The organism is Thioalkalivibrio thiocyanoxidans ARh2 (genome assembly GCF_000385215.1).
GTDB lineage: Bacteria > Pseudomonadota > Gammaproteobacteria > Ectothiorhodospirales > Ectothiorhodospiraceae > Thioalkalivibrio > Thioalkalivibrio thiocyanoxidans.
In genome coordinates, this window is sequence record NZ_ARQK01000057.1 from 96,087 (window position 1) to 111,676 (window position 15,590).

The following is a 15,590-nucleotide window of genomic DNA, read 5'->3' on the forward strand; positions in this document are numbered from 1 at the left end:
ATGGCCAATAACGACAACGTCTCCCAGATCACCGACTACGACGCCCTGGATCCGCTGCGCGAGCAGTACCAGGAGAGCCTGATCACGACCCCGGTCCTGCGCCAGGAGCTGCGCGAGCATCACGTCGCCCTGCTGTGCATCGACCTGCAGTACCTGGACGCCGCGCGCGGCCACGGTGTGTTTGCCGACTCGGTCCAGTCGGGGGTCCCGCCCGAGGCACAGGAGTACTACTTCAACCGCCTGGAGCAGACGGTGCTCCCGAACGTGCGCCGGCTGCAGGATGCGTTTCGCGAGCAGGGGCTGGAGGTGATCCACACACGCATCCGCTCGCTGACCCACGACGGCCGCGACCGCAGCCCGGGGCACAAGCGTCTGGGGCTGCATGCCGCGCCCGGCTCCAAGGACGCGGAGTTCGTCGAGCAGGTGGCGCCGGTGGGCGACGAGATTGTGCTGGACAAGACCGCCAGCGGGGTCTTCAACTCGACTAACCTGCACTACATCCTGCGCAACCTGAACATATCGGCCCTGTTCATCGTCGGCGTCTATTCCAACGAGTGCGTATCCACGGCGGTGCGCGATGCCTGTGATCTGGGCTTCTATGTCACGCTGATGGACGACGCCACCGCGACGGTGACCCCGGAGATGCAGAAGGCGACGATCACCACCATCAAGGACCGCTACGCCCGCGTGATGACCACCGACGAGGCGATCCGCGAGATCAAGAAGGTGAAGGAGGCCTCGTGACCGGCCTCGACGCCCCGATCCTCCCGACCTCCATCGCCTGGGGGCTGCTGATCGCGTTCAGCATCCTCTGGGTGTTGCTCGGCTGGTGGCTGGGTCGTCGCAACCGAACCGCCGAGGACCACATGCTGGCCGGGCGCAACGTGGGGCTGGCGCTGGCCACCGCGACCGCGATGGCCACCTGGGTCACCGCCAATACCACGATGACCGCCCCGCAGCTGGCACTGCAGCTGGGCGTCTGGGGCATGCTCGGCTACTCGCTGGGGGCGCTGGGCCTGATCCTGTTCGCGCCGCTGGCGCGGCGCATCCGCGAGCTGATGCCGGGCGGGTTCACCTCCGGGGACTTTATCCGGCTGCGGTTTGGCACCTTTACCTGGCGGGTATTCCTGGTGGTCTCGCTGATCTATGCCTTTGGCTGGCTGGTCTCGATGGCCATGGCCGGTGGCGTACTGATCAATGCTCTCGCCGGGATCGATTATCGCGTGGGCATGAGCGTGATCCTGACGGTCTGCGTGATCTATACCCTGCTGGGCGGTCTGCGCGCTGTCATCGGGACCGACTTCATCCAGACCATCATCATCATCGCCGGTGCGGCGTTCATCGCCTGGCTGACCATCGACCGGGTCGGCTTCGAGGCGATCCACTTCAACCTGATGGAAGAGCGCCCGGAACTGCTGAGCCTGCTGTTCCCGGCCGCGATCATGTTCCTGTTCAATAACCTGCTGTTCGGGGTCGGCGAGATCTTCCACTCCAACGTCTGGTGGTCCCGCGCGTTCGCCTTCGGCCGCAACGTCGGCTTTCGTGCCTACCTGCTGGGCGGATTGCTGTGGCTGCCGATTCCGATCGTCGCCGGCTTCGTCGCCCTGGCCACGCCGGCGCTGGGCATCAACGTGCCCGCCGCGGACATGGTCGGGCCGCTGGTCGCGGCCGAGGTGCTCGGACTTACGGGCGCGATCGTGGTCTTCATCGTGGTGTTCGCCGCACTGGCCTCGAGCCTCGATTCGCTGCTGGCCGCGACCTCGGACCTGGTCACCCGCGACATCTATCGCGGCCACATCCGTCCGCAGGCCAGCGAGCAGAGCCAGTTCCGTGCGACCAAGGTGATCGTCGTGCTGCTGGGGCTGCTGACCTGGCTGGCCGCGAGCTATCGCGGCGAGTTGCCGATCATCGGCTCGCTGGCCGAGCTGTTGTACTTCACCGGTGCGTTCGTGGCATCCGCGATCTGGCCAATCGTCGCCGGGCTGTACTGGCGGCGGGCGAACCCTCATGGCGCGGCCTGGTCGATGATATTGGGGTCGGGCATCGGACTGGCCAGCTATTTCCTGATCGGCTTTTATGTCGCGGCACTGGTGGGCGCGGCCGTCTCCCTGGCCGTGATGGTGCTGAGTACCTGGCTGGCGCCCCGGTCGTTTGACTGGGATCGTCTGTCCCGCGATGCCTCGACCGAGGAGGTCCGGACCGCATGATGATCTCGAGTACCGCCTTGTCAGTGATTGTCGTGGTTGCCACGCTGGTGGCCAGCCTGACCCCGATCCTGCTGCTGGCCCTGTTTATTCGCGACTGGAAAAAAGGATGCCTCTGGTGAACTACACCGAAGATCCCCTGCACGTGCTCCACCCGAAAGACGGCGCCGCCGGTACCGATCGGCCGAAGGCCTTGCTGGCTGCGGTAGAAGAGGACCCGGACCCGCTGCTGAAGCTGGCGGCCGCGCATGTCGTCTCCAGTCAGCAGTTCTCGCGCGAGGAGCTGCTGCAACTCTTTCGTCTGGCGGCGCAATACGAGACGACACCGGCACTCATGCACCTGCCCCTGGCGGGCAAGATCCTGATCAGCGCGTTCTACGAGCCGTCCACGCGCACCCGGCTGTCGTTCGAGAGCGCCTGGCACCGCCTCGGCGGGGCGGTGATGTCGATCACCGACCCCAAGAGCACCGGCATCGCCAAGGGCGAGTCGCTGGCGGACATCGCCGAGATGTTCAACAACTACGGCGACGTTCTGGTGCTGCGCTCCTCCGATGGCGAGGCGGCGCACAACATGCTGGAGAACCTGCGGATCCCGCTGGTCAACGCCGGCAACGGGATCGACGAGCACCCGACCCAGGCGCTGGCGGACGTCTACACCCTGGCCAAGTGGCGCCCGGAGCTGTTCACCGGCCCCGTGGCGCCGGAAAACCGCATCAAGGTCGGCATCATCGGCGTACCGTCGCGCATGCGCACGGTGCGTTCGCTGCTGCGGCTGCTGAGCCTGTTCCCCGAGGCGATCGCGGAGGTCGTGATCATCTCGCGCGAGGACGAGAACTTCGATCCCGACCAGCGCGAAGAACTGGAGGAGGCCGGTCTGCAACTGCGTGTAGTGCACGAACTGGATCCGGTGCTGCCGGATCTGGACGTGGTGTACATCAACGCCATCGCCTGGGTGGGCGATACCTTCGAGTCGATGGGAGAGGGGCTGAAGCTCGACCGCAACTCCCCGCTCAAAGACAGCGCGATCATCATGCATCCGCTGGCACGGGGTGCGGAGCTGTCCACCGACCTCGACGACACCCCGCACAACTGGTACTTCGCCCAGGCCCGCGGGGCGGTGTTCGTGCGCATGGCGCTGCTGACCAGCGTGGTGCGCCGCATCAGCCAGGTCATGGATACGCCGGAAGGCTGAGCCCGGGCTGCAACTGAACCGCGAGCGGCGCGGCGCGTCGGGTTCGCCCGGGCTGCGCCCCGCTCGCCGAGAACGAATAACCAAGGAGACATGCCATGTGTGGCATCGCCGGAATCTTCAACGCCGACCCGAACCGGAAGGTCGACCCGCAAACCCTGGTCAACATGGCCGCGATCCAGTACCACCGTGGCCCCGATGGCTTCGGCTACAAGACGCTGGATGATCGCGGGGTGGGCTTCTCGCACGCCCGGCTGTCGATCATCGACCTGGACGAGAACCGCGGCCGCCAGCCGTTCTCCATGCCCGACGGGTCGATCATGACCGCGGTTAACGGCGAGCTGTACGACTACAAGCGCATCCGTACCGACCTGACCTCGCGCGGGGTGAAGTTCCGCACCAAGAGCGACTCCGAGATGGTCATGCACCTGTACCAGCGCGAGGGCCTGGAGGACGCGCTCAGGCACTTCCGCGGCGAGTTCGCGATCTCCTTGTATGACCGCGAGCATGACCGCCTGATCCTGATCCGCGATCGCTTCGGCATCAAGCCGCTGTACTTCACCGAGGCCAACGGCAGCTTCGTGTTCGGCTCCGAACTGAAGGTGCTGTTCGCCAACCCCGACGTCCCGCGCCAGTTCGCCGACGACGGCCTGTACCACCAGCTGATGCAGACCATGGTCCCGGGGACCACCGCCTTCGAGGGCATCCAGCAGGTGAAGCCCGGCCACATGGTCATTGTCGAGCGGGCCCATGGCAGGCTGAAGGTGCGCCAGGAGAAGTACTGGGACATGGACTTCCCGCTGGCCTCCGAGCGCCCGCCCGAGGAAGACACCGACGAGAACTACTGGATCGAGGGGGTGCGCGAACAGCTGATGGAGGCCGTCCAGCTGCGCCTGGAGGCCGACGTGCCGGTCGCCTGCTACCTCTCCGGCGGGATCGACTCCTGCATCACCCTGGGCCTGGCCTCGGCCAGCCAGCAGTCGCCGGTCAAGGCCTTCACCATCGGCTTCGACAACGACGACTACGACGAGACCGCGATCGCCCGCGAGATGGCCGAGAGCGTCGGTGCCGACCAGGACATCCTGCGGCTGGATGCCGACCACCTCTACGACAACTTCGAAGAGGCCCTGTGGCACGCCGAGCGCACCATCTACAACACGCTGGGGGTGGCCAAGCTGCTGATGAGCCGCCACGTGAACGAGGCCGGCTACAAGGTGGTGGTCACCGGCGAGGGCTCGGACGAGCTGTTCGGTGGCTACCCGGCGTTTCGCCGCGACATGTTCCTGCACGGACTGGACACCCTGCCGGAGGCCGACCGCGCCGCCTGGCAGCAGATGCTGAACGAGTCCAACGAGCTGTTCTCCGGCGCGATGCTGGCCGAGGACGAGGTCGATGACCCCGAGTTCACGAAGATGATGGGCTTTACCCCGTCCTGTCTGCAGCCCTGGCTGGCGGCAGCCGAGCACGTGCCCGGCCTGCTGGCGCCGGAGCGCCGCGAGCGCATGCAGGGCTATCAGCCCGGCAAGGCGATCGCCAACGCCCTGGACGACGACATGCTGGACGGACGCCATCCGCTGGACAAGGCCCAGTACGTCTGGATCAAGACCATGCTGGAGGGGCAGATCCTGACCTGGGGTGGCGACCGCATGGACATGGCCAACTCCATGGAGGCGCGCCCGCCGTTTCTCGACCACCACCTGGCCGAGTTCTGCGCCCAGCTGCCCCCCACGATGCGCATCAAGGGCCGCACGGAGAAATACGTACTGCGCGAGTCGATGAAGGGCCTGCTGCCGAAGGTGCTCTACGAGCGCGAGAAGTTCGCCTTCATGGCCCCGCCGGCGCATACCGATCCGGTCAAGTGGGCGGCGATGAAGGCCCTGGCCGATCGCTACCTGTCGCCGGAGAAGGTGGCCGAGGCCGGGCTGCTGGATCCCGAGGGCGTGCGTCGCGTGTTCGAGCTGCACGAGGACGAGAACACCCCGGCGGCCACCCAGGTCCAGCTGGATGCGGTGATCAACCACATGATCGGGGTGCAGGTGCTGCACGAGAAGTTCGTCGCCACCGATATCCCGGCGCTGGCCCGCCAGAAGGCCGACGAGTTCGGCTGGCGCCCGTAAGCTGGCGGTTCGGCCAACGGCCACCTCGGACGAGGCGGCCAGGCCGGCCCGTGCTCAATCCCAGTTGATCCGGGCGTCCTGGTAAAAGCCGGGGTCGTCGCTGGTGGCGCCCTGCAGGGTGCAGACGGCTGCCGCGAAGGCCAGCGCGCGTTCGAGGGTGGTCGGCCAGTCCCAGCCCTGCCGCATGCCGAGCAGGACCACACTGGCAAAGGCGTCGCCGGCCCCGACCGCATCGCGCAGTTCGGGTACCGGCGGGGCCGGGGCCGCCACGCGTTCGCCCTCGACGGTGCGAATGCTCGCCCCGTCGGCCCCGGCGGTGACCACCAGGGCCTGACGGATGTCCGCCTGCTCCAGCAGGGCCGTTTCCGCCTCGGTACCCGCAGTCCCGGGGGCCAGGGTTTCCAGCTCGTCCTGGTTCAACTTGACCACGTCGGCGCCACTGATCAGGGCCAGCGCCGTGTCGCGGGTATACCAGGGTTCGCGCAGGTTCACATCCACGAAGCGGTGCCCTGCGCGTTCGCGCAGGTGTGCCAGCAGATCGTGGTTCCCCCGGCGCAGCGCCAGGGTCCCGTGGTAGAGCAGTGGCGTGGCGTCGGGCAGTCGATCCGCCCAGGCTGCGGGTACGTCGTCATAGGCCTGGTCCGGCACGATGGTGTAGCTGGGCTCGCCGTGGGCGAGTTCGACGCGGACCTCGCCGGTCGGTGCCTCGGGGTGCCGGTACAGCCCGCTGGTGTCCATGCCGATCGCATCCATGCGGGCCCGCACCTCGGCACCCGCCGGGTCGTCGCCAATACCGCCGACGAAACAGACCGGCTCTCCGAGCTGATGCAGGTTCCAGGCGACATTGAACGGTGCCCCTCCCAGGACGCGCTGTCCATCGGGAAAGACATCGAACAGGACCTCGCCAAAGATCAGCTGGGGGGATGACTCGGCACTCACATTGGCCTCCTTCCTATTCGGGAAACACGGATCAGTGCTTCCCTGGCAATCAGGATGGGTGAGGCTCGCGGTCGGCCCGCTCCACGCGGTCGCGCCCGAGCTGTTTCGCCTGTAGCAGGGCATGATCCGCGGCGTCGAAGATGGCCTCGGTGGACTGTCCGGCCACGATCGGGGACATGCCCGCCGATATCGTCACGCGCAGCCGCGTCTTGCCGGCGCGCACGATTAGCCGATCCACGGCCTCGCGGATCGAATCGGCGCGCCGCTGACAGGTGTCCGGGTCCGAGGTGAGGATCATCACGAACTCCTCGCCCCCGTAGCGGGCGACAAAATCCTCGCTGCGCACGCCCTCGGCGAGGATCTCCGCAACCGCCTTCAGGACCTTGTCCCCGGCGCTGTGGCCGTATGCGTCGTTGATTGCCTTGAAGCGGTCGATGTCCCAGACCAGCAGGCAGGCCGGTTGCTCCGGCCCCAGATCCTCGCGCAGTCCGTCCAGATAGTGCTCGAACGCACTGCGGTTGGGCAGCCCGGTCAGATTGTCGCGGTAGGCCTCGGCCCGCGCCTGATCCAGTCTCTTGCGCAGCGCATGGACCTGCGACTCCAGCGTACGACCCTTCGCCCGCAGCAGGCGGTTGCGTTCCAGGGCCTCGAGCAGGTCGGTCTCTTGCTGGTTGCGAAAGGTCGCCACATGTTCGACGACCCGATCCAGGCCCCGGGTAATCTCCTGGCGCAGGGTGCCGATGTCCTCGTGGTCATCCATGCGGCCTTTCATGGCCCGAACGTCGTCCGAGATGCCGTCGTGCAGGGTGGCAACCGAGGCGCGCGCCCGTTCGCTGCGCGCCTCGTCTTCCGACAGGGCCGAGTCGACATCCTCCAGGCGATGCCAGATTTCTCCCACGACCTCGGAGAGTTCCTCGCGCTCGTGCATGGCGCGCTCGCACTTGTCGTGCAGCACCAGGAAGAGCTGCGAGAGCGTGCGTTCAATCTCGGAGCGATCGCGCCGCTCCGCAGCGCGGTGCAGGTCCTCCAGGCCGGGATCGAGGAAATCGAATCCGTTGAGTCCGCGGCGCACGACCTCCAGCATCGTGGTCGCCAGATCCTCGTGCTGATCCGAGCTGCGTACGGCGTCGGCCAGCTGAACCCCGAGCCGATCCATCCAGGCGGAGTCGGGCGGGCGGGCCTCCACCGCACGGGAAAGATCCTGAACCGCGCCCTCCAGGGTGGGCACGCGGGCCCCAACCACCGCCAGTGCCCGCAGCGCCACACGTCTCAGTGCGTCCTGCTGGGCCTGTTCGCGCTCGAGGCGCCGCTCGAGGTCGATGATGGTCCTGCGCATCTCGCTGGCGGACATGGGGCTCCCGGAAGGGCGTTGGCGTGTGGGCGTGCGGCTCATTTAACCGCGTCCGCGACGCGGATGCCAGCCAAGGGGGTCAGGCCGTGTGACGGGTACCGTGCAGCGACTGGGCGGCGGGGAGCTCGATCTCGATGCCGACCGGGAGGTGGTCGGACAGCGCCACGTTGTAGACCCGCATGTCGCTCACATGCAGGTCCGGGGTCAGCAGGATGTGGTCGAACACGAGCCGCGGATCCCAGGACGGGTAGGTCGCCGGGCAACTCATCGGCTCCATCAGTCCGGTACGGGCAACCAGGCGGCGGATCTCGAGGCTGTCCTGCTGGCAGTTGAGGTCCCCCATGACCACGGCGTGGCGTTCCGACTGGATCCGCTCGGCGACATAGTCCAGCTGGGCCTGGCGAGCACGCCGGCCCAGGGCCAGATGCAGCAGGAACAGCACCAGCTCCTCGCCGTTATCCATCGCGTAGCGGGCCTCGATGGCCCCGCGTCCCGGCAGTGGCCCGGGAAGCCGGTGCATTTCGACCTTTTCGGGTTCGAGGCGGGTGAACAGGGCGAGCGAGTGCTTGGCAAACTGGCCCAGATTGCGGTTGATCCGGTTGTAGGTGTGCGGGAAGCGAGCCTTTTCCGACAGGTAGGACGCCAGGTCGACGAAGCTGGAGCGCAGGCTCCCACCGTCGAGCTCCTGCACCCCGACGATGTCGAAATCCGCGATGAACCGCGCCACGCGGTCCAGATTGCCGATGCGGCCCTTGTAGGGCAGCACATGTTTCCAGGAGTTGGTGACGTAATGGTGCAGGCGGGAGGACGGGATCCCGACTTGCGCGTTAAAACTGAGCAGGCGCAAGCGCTGCGCACCCTGGTCGTGCTGGTAGGTCAGTCCGCGGGCCTCCGTCGAGGCCGGTTGCGCGCGGACCGGTTCGGCACTCTTGCCGCTGGCCGTGGCCGTCATACTGCTGTAGTTCCCCAAAACTGCGGGTTCATTGCGCCCCGCCTCGCTAGAATGGACAAACCAGCTCGCCCAAACGTTCCGTCAGTTTCAGGTTTTCGCTGTAATCGACCGGGCAGTCGATGATCGTGACACCAGGTGACGCCAGGGCCTCGCGCAGGGCGGCCTCCAGGCTGTCGCCCGGTCCTACCCGCACGCCGCTGGCCCCGAACGAGCGCGCCAGCTGGACAAAGTCGGGATTGCCGAAGTCGACGAAGGCCTTGCGTCCGTACTCGCGTACCTGTTTCCACTCGATCAGGCCGTAGGCATTGTCGTTCCAGATCAGCACCACGAAGTTCTGGCCCAGCCGCACGGCCGTTTCCAGTTCCTGCACATTCATCAGGAAGCCGGCATCGCCGGTGACCGCGATCACCTGACGTTCGGGGTAGAGCGCAGCGGCCGCGATGGCCCCCGGCAGGGCGATGCCCATGCTGGCAAAGCCGTTCGAGATCAGGCAGGTGTTGGGCAGTTCGCAGCGGAACATGCGCGCCATCCAGAGCTTGTGCGCACCCACATCCGTAATCACCACCGCATCGAGCTCGGCCGCGGTGCGCAGATCCCAGATCAGCTTTTGCGGCTTCAGCGGGAACTGGGTGTCCTCGCGGTGCTCGTTCATGTCGTCGATCAGGCTCTGACGCAGCGGGCGCAGGATGGTCTCCTCGCGCGGATCGACCAGATCCATCAGCCGTGCGAGGCAGGTGTTGAGGTCACCGATGACCTCGGACGAGACGTTGTAGTGACCGTCGACCTCGGCCGGGGCGGAGTCGATGTGGATCAGTGTGCGGTCGCCGGTCGGGTGCCAGAGCTTCGGTGGATACTCCACCAGGTCGTAGCCGATACAGACGATGACGTCGGCCTTGTGAAAGCCGAAATTCACGAAATCCTGGCTTTGCAGGCCGACCGAGCCGAGCGCCAGGGGGTGACGAAACGGCAGCACGCCCTTGGCCATGAACGTGTTGGCCACCGGGATGTTCAGCGCGGACGCCAATTGCGACAGGGTGCCGCTGGCCCCCGAACGGATTACGCCGTTGCCCGCCAGGATCAGCGGGTGTTCGGCCTCGTTGAGCAGCCGCGCCGCGGCTTCCAGTGAGGCGTCGGCGGGCACCGCCTCGGGTCCTGCATGGACGGGCAGCGGCCGATTGGGGCACGGCAGGGCTGCGACATTCTCGGGCAGCTCGATGAAGCTGGCACCGGGCTTGCCGCCCTCGGCCCACTTGAATGCCTTGCGCACGACCTCGGGGAGGATCTCGGGCTCGACCACACTCGAGCTGTACTTGGTGATCGGCTGGAACAGGCCCTTCAGGTCGAGGACCTGATGCGACTCCTTGTGCAGGCGGTGGGTGCTCGCCTGGCCCGCAATCGCGACCAGCGGGGCATGATCCATGTTGGCATCGGCGACACCGGTGATCAGGTTGGTCGCGCCCGGGCCGAGGGTGGCCAGGCAGACGCCGGCACGGCCGGACAGCCGGCCATGGACGTCCGCCATGAAGGCTGCGCCCTGTTCATGGCGTGTGGTAACGAATTCGATGGGGGAGTCGGCCAGGGCGTCGAGAACGGCCATGTTCTCTTCCCCCGGCAGGCCGAACACGCGCTCGACCTCTTCCTGCTCCAGGCACTCGACGAGTCGCTGGGCGGTGGTGGCGGTCGTGCTCACGCGCGATGCCACCCGGCCGGCCGGGGCCTCCTGGACACGGGCGGGATCAGCCCCGGGCCCGTTCGATCAGGAAGTCGGCGACGTCGAGCATTTCCTCGTGGCTGCGCGTCATGCTGGCCGAGACCACGGCCTCGCCATCGATGACCAGTGTGGGGACGCCCTCGACGCCGTACTCCTGCACGTCCTGGCCGGCCTCGGTCACCTTGCGGCGAATCTCTTCGGAGCGCATGACCTCGCGGAACTCGTCGGCATCCAGCCCGCGCTGGTTGATAAAGCGCAGGATCGCGCTTTCCGAGCGCATCTCGCGGCCCTGGTCATGGATGGCGTCGTAGAACGCCTGGTGAACCTCGTCCAGGACATCCAGCTTCTGCGCGGTGTAGAAGACACGCGCATGCAGGGCCCAGACATCGTTCATTGGCGCAGGCAGATAGACAAACTCGATGTCGTCATCCAGCCCCTTCTGCCATTCCTGCACATAGGGCTCGAACGAATAGCAGTGGGGGCAGCCATACCAGAAGACCTCGACCACCTGGATCTTGCCATCCTCCAGGCCGGTATCGACCGGGGGCTGGATCGTGCGGAAGTTCTGGCCGTCCCGGTATTCGCGAGCCAGGCCGGTGCCGGTTGCCAGGAGCAATCCGGCACCGCCGACGGCGCCCAGGAAATCACGACGCTTCATTTACAGCTCTCCGTAGGAATGCAGCCCGGACAGGAACATGTTCACGCCCAGGAAGGTGAAGGTGGTGACAAACAGGCCGATGATGGCCCACCAGGCCATGACCGGGCCGCGCCAGCCCTTGGTAAAGCGCATGTGCAGCCAGGAGGCATAGGTCAGCCAGAGGATCAGGCTCCAGGTCTCCTTCGGGTCCCAGGTCCAGTAACCGCCCCAGGCCTCGGCCGCCCACATCGCGCCCAGCACGGTGGCGATGGTGAAGAAGGCGAAGCCGATCGCGATGGCCTTGTACATCACGCCGTCCAAGGCCTCCTTGCTGGGCAGGCGCTTGGTGATTGCCGCATCCGGCCGGGTGCGCTCGAACCGGTGTTTGAACAAATAGGCCACACCCAGCATCGCGGCGATGGCAAAGCCGCCGTAGCCGACAAAGTTCGTCGGGACATGGATCTTCATCCACCAGCTGTTCAGCGCCGGCACCAGCGGTTCGATCTCGTGGGCCTGGCGGTCCCACATGTACCACAGCAGGAAGGTGACGGAGGCCGCGATGACCAGCATCACGAACGCACCCATGGTGCGCTGGCCGGTACGCTGCTCGTAGTACAGGTACATCAGCGTGGTCATCACCGCCAGCAGGATGAACACCTCGTAGAGGTTGGACACCGGGATGTAGCCCCAGCTGGGATCAGTCAGGTAGATCTCGCGCCAGCGCACCATCAGCGCCATCATGCCGGCGCCCGAGCCGATCCAGGCGAACGCCGCCCCAAGGCGGGACGGGAAGTCGGATTTGCTGAACAGGCCGAGGATGTAGGTCGCGGTGGCCATGTAGAGCATCACGCTCATCCACATGACGCCGGCCTGACCCGAACCGACATAGTTCAGCCAGAAGTTCGTGCTGCCGCGGGCCAGGTCGTCGCCGTACAGCCAGACACCGAACAGGGAGAGGGCGGCGACGATGATGGAAAAGAGCTGCCAGGGGCGCCAGAACCAGCCCAGCCAGGCACTCATGCCGGCGGCCAGGATCAGGCCCCCGGTGTCGTAGCGATCCATCAGGTGGCCGTACTGCCAGTGGGCGATCACCGCAACCGCGAGCACCAGGGCAAAGTATGCCCAGTCGAGCGGCCGGATGCGCTGCAAGATACTGGGCCGTTCAAAATCCAGGGCCTCTTGGGGTACTGACATGGATCGCTCCTCCGACTGCTACCGGTTAGTCGTTCTTATTGGTTGATTCACGGTGACCATCATCGGAGCCGTTGGCCGGCTTCTGATCAATGATCCAGCGCTTAAGATGCGCGAAACGATTCTCGAATTCCACCTTGTGCCGGTTGCTGGTGCCGGCCATGGTCACGTGGGTCCCCTCGCCTTCTTCTCGGCGTCGGGCGATGATCCACAGACGCTGATATGACACGTAGAACATCAGGAAGATCCCGATGATCAGCATCACGCTGCCGGTGTACACGGTGCTTTCACCCGGGGCGCGCGCAATCTGCAGGCCCGAGGCTTCGCGGTGCTCGAAATCCGTCAGGTGGAAGAAGAACGGCGACTCGTACATGCTGATCGCGTTGATCGCGGAGACCGCGTCCTCCAGCCAGCGCTGCTCCTCTTCCTGGATCGAGACCACGCCCTCGTCCTCCAGAACCTCCATGTACAGGGCCTGCAGTCCGGCGTGGAGCACGCGCATCAGCAGTTCGCCGACCTGTTCGCGTTGTTCTTCCGGCACGCGGCGGTCGATTTCGGCGTGCACCGCCCCGTAGCCGCCCTCGGCGAACAGGCGCATGAGTTCGGCGGTCGTCTGGGCGATAGCGGCCCCGGACGGGTCCTCGGCCGCGACTTCGCGCGCAATGGAGTTGCGCACATCCGCGTTGTGCAGCATCGCCAGATAGGTCCGGAAGCGGTCCAGCGAGTCATCGGCGTCGGCCGGCAGGAACAGATAGTGGAACTCGTCGCCCGGGCTCTCGCGCACGCCACTCAGGAAATACATCGCGCCTTCCTGGAGAGCCGGCCGCATGTAATTGCGGTAGTACAGGCCGTGGCCGGTACGGTCCATCAGGCGGAAATCGAAGGCGGGACCAAGGTGCCGGTTTTCCCGCTGCCCTTCCTCGTTCAGGAGCGGTACGACGTTTTCGTCCCGGAAGTCGATGAACTCGATGGTTCGTGTGTCCCCCTGCGGCGTCGGGACCTCCTGCTCCTGGAATACGCGGCCCGGAACATCCAGTGAGCGCAGCGCCTCCGCTCCCAGCGGGATGGCCTCGATATCCAGCTTGGTCCCGCCGTCGGCAAAGCTCGCCTGGTAGATGGCGTAGCCTTTGTAGATCAGCGGGTGGTTGACCGAAATGGTGTGACGCAGGGGTTCGTCGCGCTCCGGATCATGAATGACCAGATCGGATTCGAAGGAGCTCTCCGCACCGGTCGAGAAACGCTCGATGCGGAACTCTTCCAGCTCGATGCGAAACGGCAGCTGCTGGACGAAGTAGCCCTCGCGCATGGGCAGGAACACCACATCCGCGGAGGATCCCTCGGGGATCTCGACCATGCCGCGGAACGACGGGTTGGAGACCGGTACCCAGGCGGATTCCGGTACTTCGGACACGGGGACACTGCGGGTCTCGATTTCGATATTGCCCAGCCACTCGTTGAGCTTGAGCAGGGTCTGCCCGTCCACCAGGGCGCCTACACAGATCACCACGATCCCCACGTGGGTCAGCAGGTAGCCCAGGCGATTCCAGCGGCCTTTCATGGCAGCGATCACGGTCTGCCCGTCAGATTCCTTCTCGCGTGCCTTGAAGCCCTGGGCCTTCAGTACGCGCCGGGCATGATCAACGAACTCTTCCTGGGGCTGGTCCAGCTCCCCGGTTGCACTGGAGTGGAACGAGCGCAGGGACTTTTCCTTCACCTGCAGGTTGTAACGCCGCAGGTCCTTGAGGATCCCCGGGCTTTGCCGATAGACGCAGAAGGAGGTCGATAGCACCAGGAAGGTGACGATCAGCAGGAACCAGGTGGCGGAATAGACTTGATAAAGACCCATGCCGGCAAAGATCTCGTGCCAGAACGGGCCATAGTCGATGAGATACTCGGTGTAGGGCTCGTTTTGCACGAGCACGGTGCCGATCACGGAGGCGATGGCCAGCGCCACCAGCAGGGTGATCGCCAGGTTCATCGACCCCATGAACTCGACGAGGATGCGGCTGCGCCGCGGAGCACGGGTTGATTTGCTGCGGGCAGTGGCCGCGGGGGCGGAGCCCGCCACCTGTTCGTTATTCGACATGCTGAAACCTGCGTTAGCCTTCGCGACTATGCGAAGCACCCCTGTCGGAGTTCAATTTCCTAGACAAACTGCACGGAAGTTTCGTGCAATCCCTGTTATCAGAGGTGGTGGCCTCTGAGATCCGCCCTGTGTGACGCGACAGCCCCCGGCGCCATTCCCGGCGTCGGACAGTTTTGCATGTCCCGAGCAGCAAAAAGGGGCGGCCATGGCCGCCCCTTCCCTGGGAGGTTCTGCCGCCGAGACTGCGCGGCGCTCCGGCCTGATCAGTCGGATGACAGCCCGGCCATGTACTGCGATACGGCCTCGATGTCCTCGTCGGACATGCGCTGAACCACGTTGCGCATCATGCGTCCGGCGTCGTTCGAGCGCTCGCCGTCGCGGAACTTGCGCAGCTGGTCCGCACTGTAGGTGGCGTGCTGGCCTGCCACCTTCGGGAACATGGCCTCCGGATTGCCCTGGCCGTTCGGGCCGTGGCACGCGATACAGGCCGCGACGTTCTGCGACGGGATGCCGCCACGGTAGATACGCTCGCCGCGCTCGACGACGTCCTCGTCGGCGGTCTCGGTGGTGATGGACTGCTCGGCGAAATAGGCCGCCAGGTCACGCATGTCCTGTTCGTCCAGGTCCGCCACCTCACCTGCCATCAGGGAGTCGGAGCGGGTCTCGCCTTCCTTGAAGTCACGCAGCTGCTTGACGGTGTACTTCGGGTGCTGGCCCGCGAGCTTCGGCCACTCCGGGTTGGTCGAGTTGCCGTCCGCCTGGTGGCAGGCCGCGCAGGACTGGGAGATTTCCTGGCCGCGCTGGGGATCGCCCGCCTGAGCCGCCGACAGCGGGAGCAGCAGGGATACGGACAGGGCAGCAAAGAGAGCGGAAAGCTTGTGGTTCATGATCGAAGATTCTCCTGCATGTAAATGCGTGCCGGGTCGGACCCGCGTTCCTTGTGCCCCTTGGCAGGGCGATCAACATGAAGGAAACACTGGTCAATGTACACCCTCGCGCTCGAGTCGCTTTTGCGTGCGAACAAGGCGCGGTGACTGCGGTGCAGTCATTCTGCACAAGGGAGCCGCAACGCCGTTCGCGCGCAAAAGCGGCCGAGCCCCTGCATTGTAATGGGTTATGGGGTTGGTACCCCAGGTTCCCCGATCCTGCGTTGCGCCGCTTGCGGGTAGAACCACTACCCGCTGCACGACGCGCCTTGTCTCGGAAAACCTGG

Annotated in this window: 13 protein-coding genes; 5 read left to right on the forward strand and 8 right to left on the reverse strand. The window is 65.6% G+C overall.

The window, feature by feature from the left end; translation table 11 throughout:
* From G372_RS0110470 to asnB, 5 genes are all read left to right on the forward strand, one after another.
* Complete coding sequence (locus G372_RS0110470) at positions 1-744, forward strand: cysteine hydrolase family protein (RefSeq protein WP_018863290.1); 744 nt, start codon at positions 1-3, stop codon at positions 742-744.
* Complete coding sequence (locus G372_RS0110475; RefSeq protein WP_019623853.1) at positions 741-2,207, forward strand: sodium:solute symporter family protein; 1,467 nt, start codon at positions 741-743, stop codon at positions 2,205-2,207. Before G372_RS0110470 ends, G372_RS0110475 begins: the two co-directional genes overlap by 4 nt.
* Positions 2,204-2,326 carry a hypothetical protein gene (locus G372_RS14525; protein WP_018863288.1) on the forward strand — a complete coding sequence of 41 codons (123 nt, stop codon included), beginning with the start codon at positions 2,204-2,206 and terminating at the stop codon, positions 2,324-2,326. The genes G372_RS0110475 and G372_RS14525 overlap by 4 nt, the downstream gene beginning before the upstream one ends.
* Positions 2,314-3,396, forward strand: a complete 1,083-nt coding sequence (locus G372_RS0110485) for an aspartate/ornithine carbamoyltransferase family protein (RefSeq protein WP_020008861.1) — start codon at positions 2,314-2,316, stop codon at positions 3,394-3,396. The genes G372_RS14525 and G372_RS0110485 overlap by 13 nt, the downstream gene beginning before the upstream one ends.
* 95 nt (positions 3,397-3,491) lie before the next feature.
* Positions 3,492-5,510 (forward strand): asparagine synthase (glutamine-hydrolyzing), encoded by a 2,019-nt coding sequence (asnB, locus tag G372_RS0110490; RefSeq protein ID WP_019623851.1) that lies wholly within the window; start codon positions 3,492-3,494, stop codon positions 5,508-5,510.
* A 54-nt stretch (positions 5,511-5,564) separates the two neighbouring features.
* On the opposite strand, the gene G372_RS0110495 is transcribed toward asnB, so the two are convergent.
* The 8 genes from G372_RS0110495 to G372_RS0110530 all read right to left on the reverse strand — a co-directional run bounded on the left by G372_RS0110495 (position 5,565) and on the right by G372_RS0110530 (position 15,264).
* The gene (locus G372_RS0110495; RefSeq protein ID WP_019623850.1) at positions 5,565-6,449 is read right to left on the reverse strand and encodes a carbohydrate kinase family protein; all 885 of its coding nucleotides are present in this window, start codon (positions 6,447-6,449) and stop codon (positions 5,565-5,567) included.
* 49 nt (positions 6,450-6,498) lie between these two features.
* A complete protein-coding gene (locus G372_RS0110500) occupies positions 6,499-7,800 on the reverse strand; it encodes a GGDEF domain-containing protein (RefSeq protein ID WP_019623849.1) in 1,302 nt (433 codons plus the stop codon).
* Between the two features lie 79 nt (positions 7,801-7,879).
* Positions 7,880-8,752: an endonuclease/exonuclease/phosphatase family protein gene (locus tag G372_RS0110505; protein ID WP_018863282.1), complete on the reverse strand. Its 873-nt coding sequence runs from the start codon at positions 8,750-8,752 to the stop codon at positions 7,880-7,882.
* Between the two features lie 46 nt (positions 8,753-8,798).
* The gene (locus tag G372_RS0110510) at positions 8,799-10,442 is read right to left on the reverse strand and encodes an acetolactate synthase large subunit (RefSeq protein WP_018863281.1); all 1,644 of its coding nucleotides are present in this window, start codon (positions 10,440-10,442) and stop codon (positions 8,799-8,801) included.
* Between the two features lie 46 nt (positions 10,443-10,488).
* On the reverse strand, positions 10,489-11,121 hold the full coding sequence (locus G372_RS0110515) for a thiol:disulfide interchange protein DsbA/DsbL (protein ID WP_018863280.1): 633 nt from the start codon (positions 11,119-11,121) through the stop codon (positions 10,489-10,491).
* Positions 11,122-12,294: a c-type cytochrome biogenesis protein CcsB gene (gene ccsB / locus G372_RS0110520; RefSeq protein ID WP_018863279.1), complete on the reverse strand. Its 1,173-nt coding sequence runs from the start codon at positions 12,292-12,294 to the stop codon at positions 11,122-11,124.
* Positions 12,295-12,319: 25 nt separating this feature from the next.
* A complete protein-coding gene (locus G372_RS0110525) occupies positions 12,320-14,377 on the reverse strand; it encodes a cytochrome c biogenesis protein ResB (protein WP_018863278.1) in 2,058 nt (685 codons plus the stop codon).
* A gap of 263 nt (positions 14,378-14,640) precedes the next feature.
* Positions 14,641-15,264 (reverse strand): c-type cytochrome, encoded by a 624-nt coding sequence (locus G372_RS0110530; RefSeq protein WP_018863277.1) that lies wholly within the window; start codon positions 15,262-15,264, stop codon positions 14,641-14,643.
* Between the last annotated feature and the right edge of the window lie 326 nt (positions 15,265-15,590).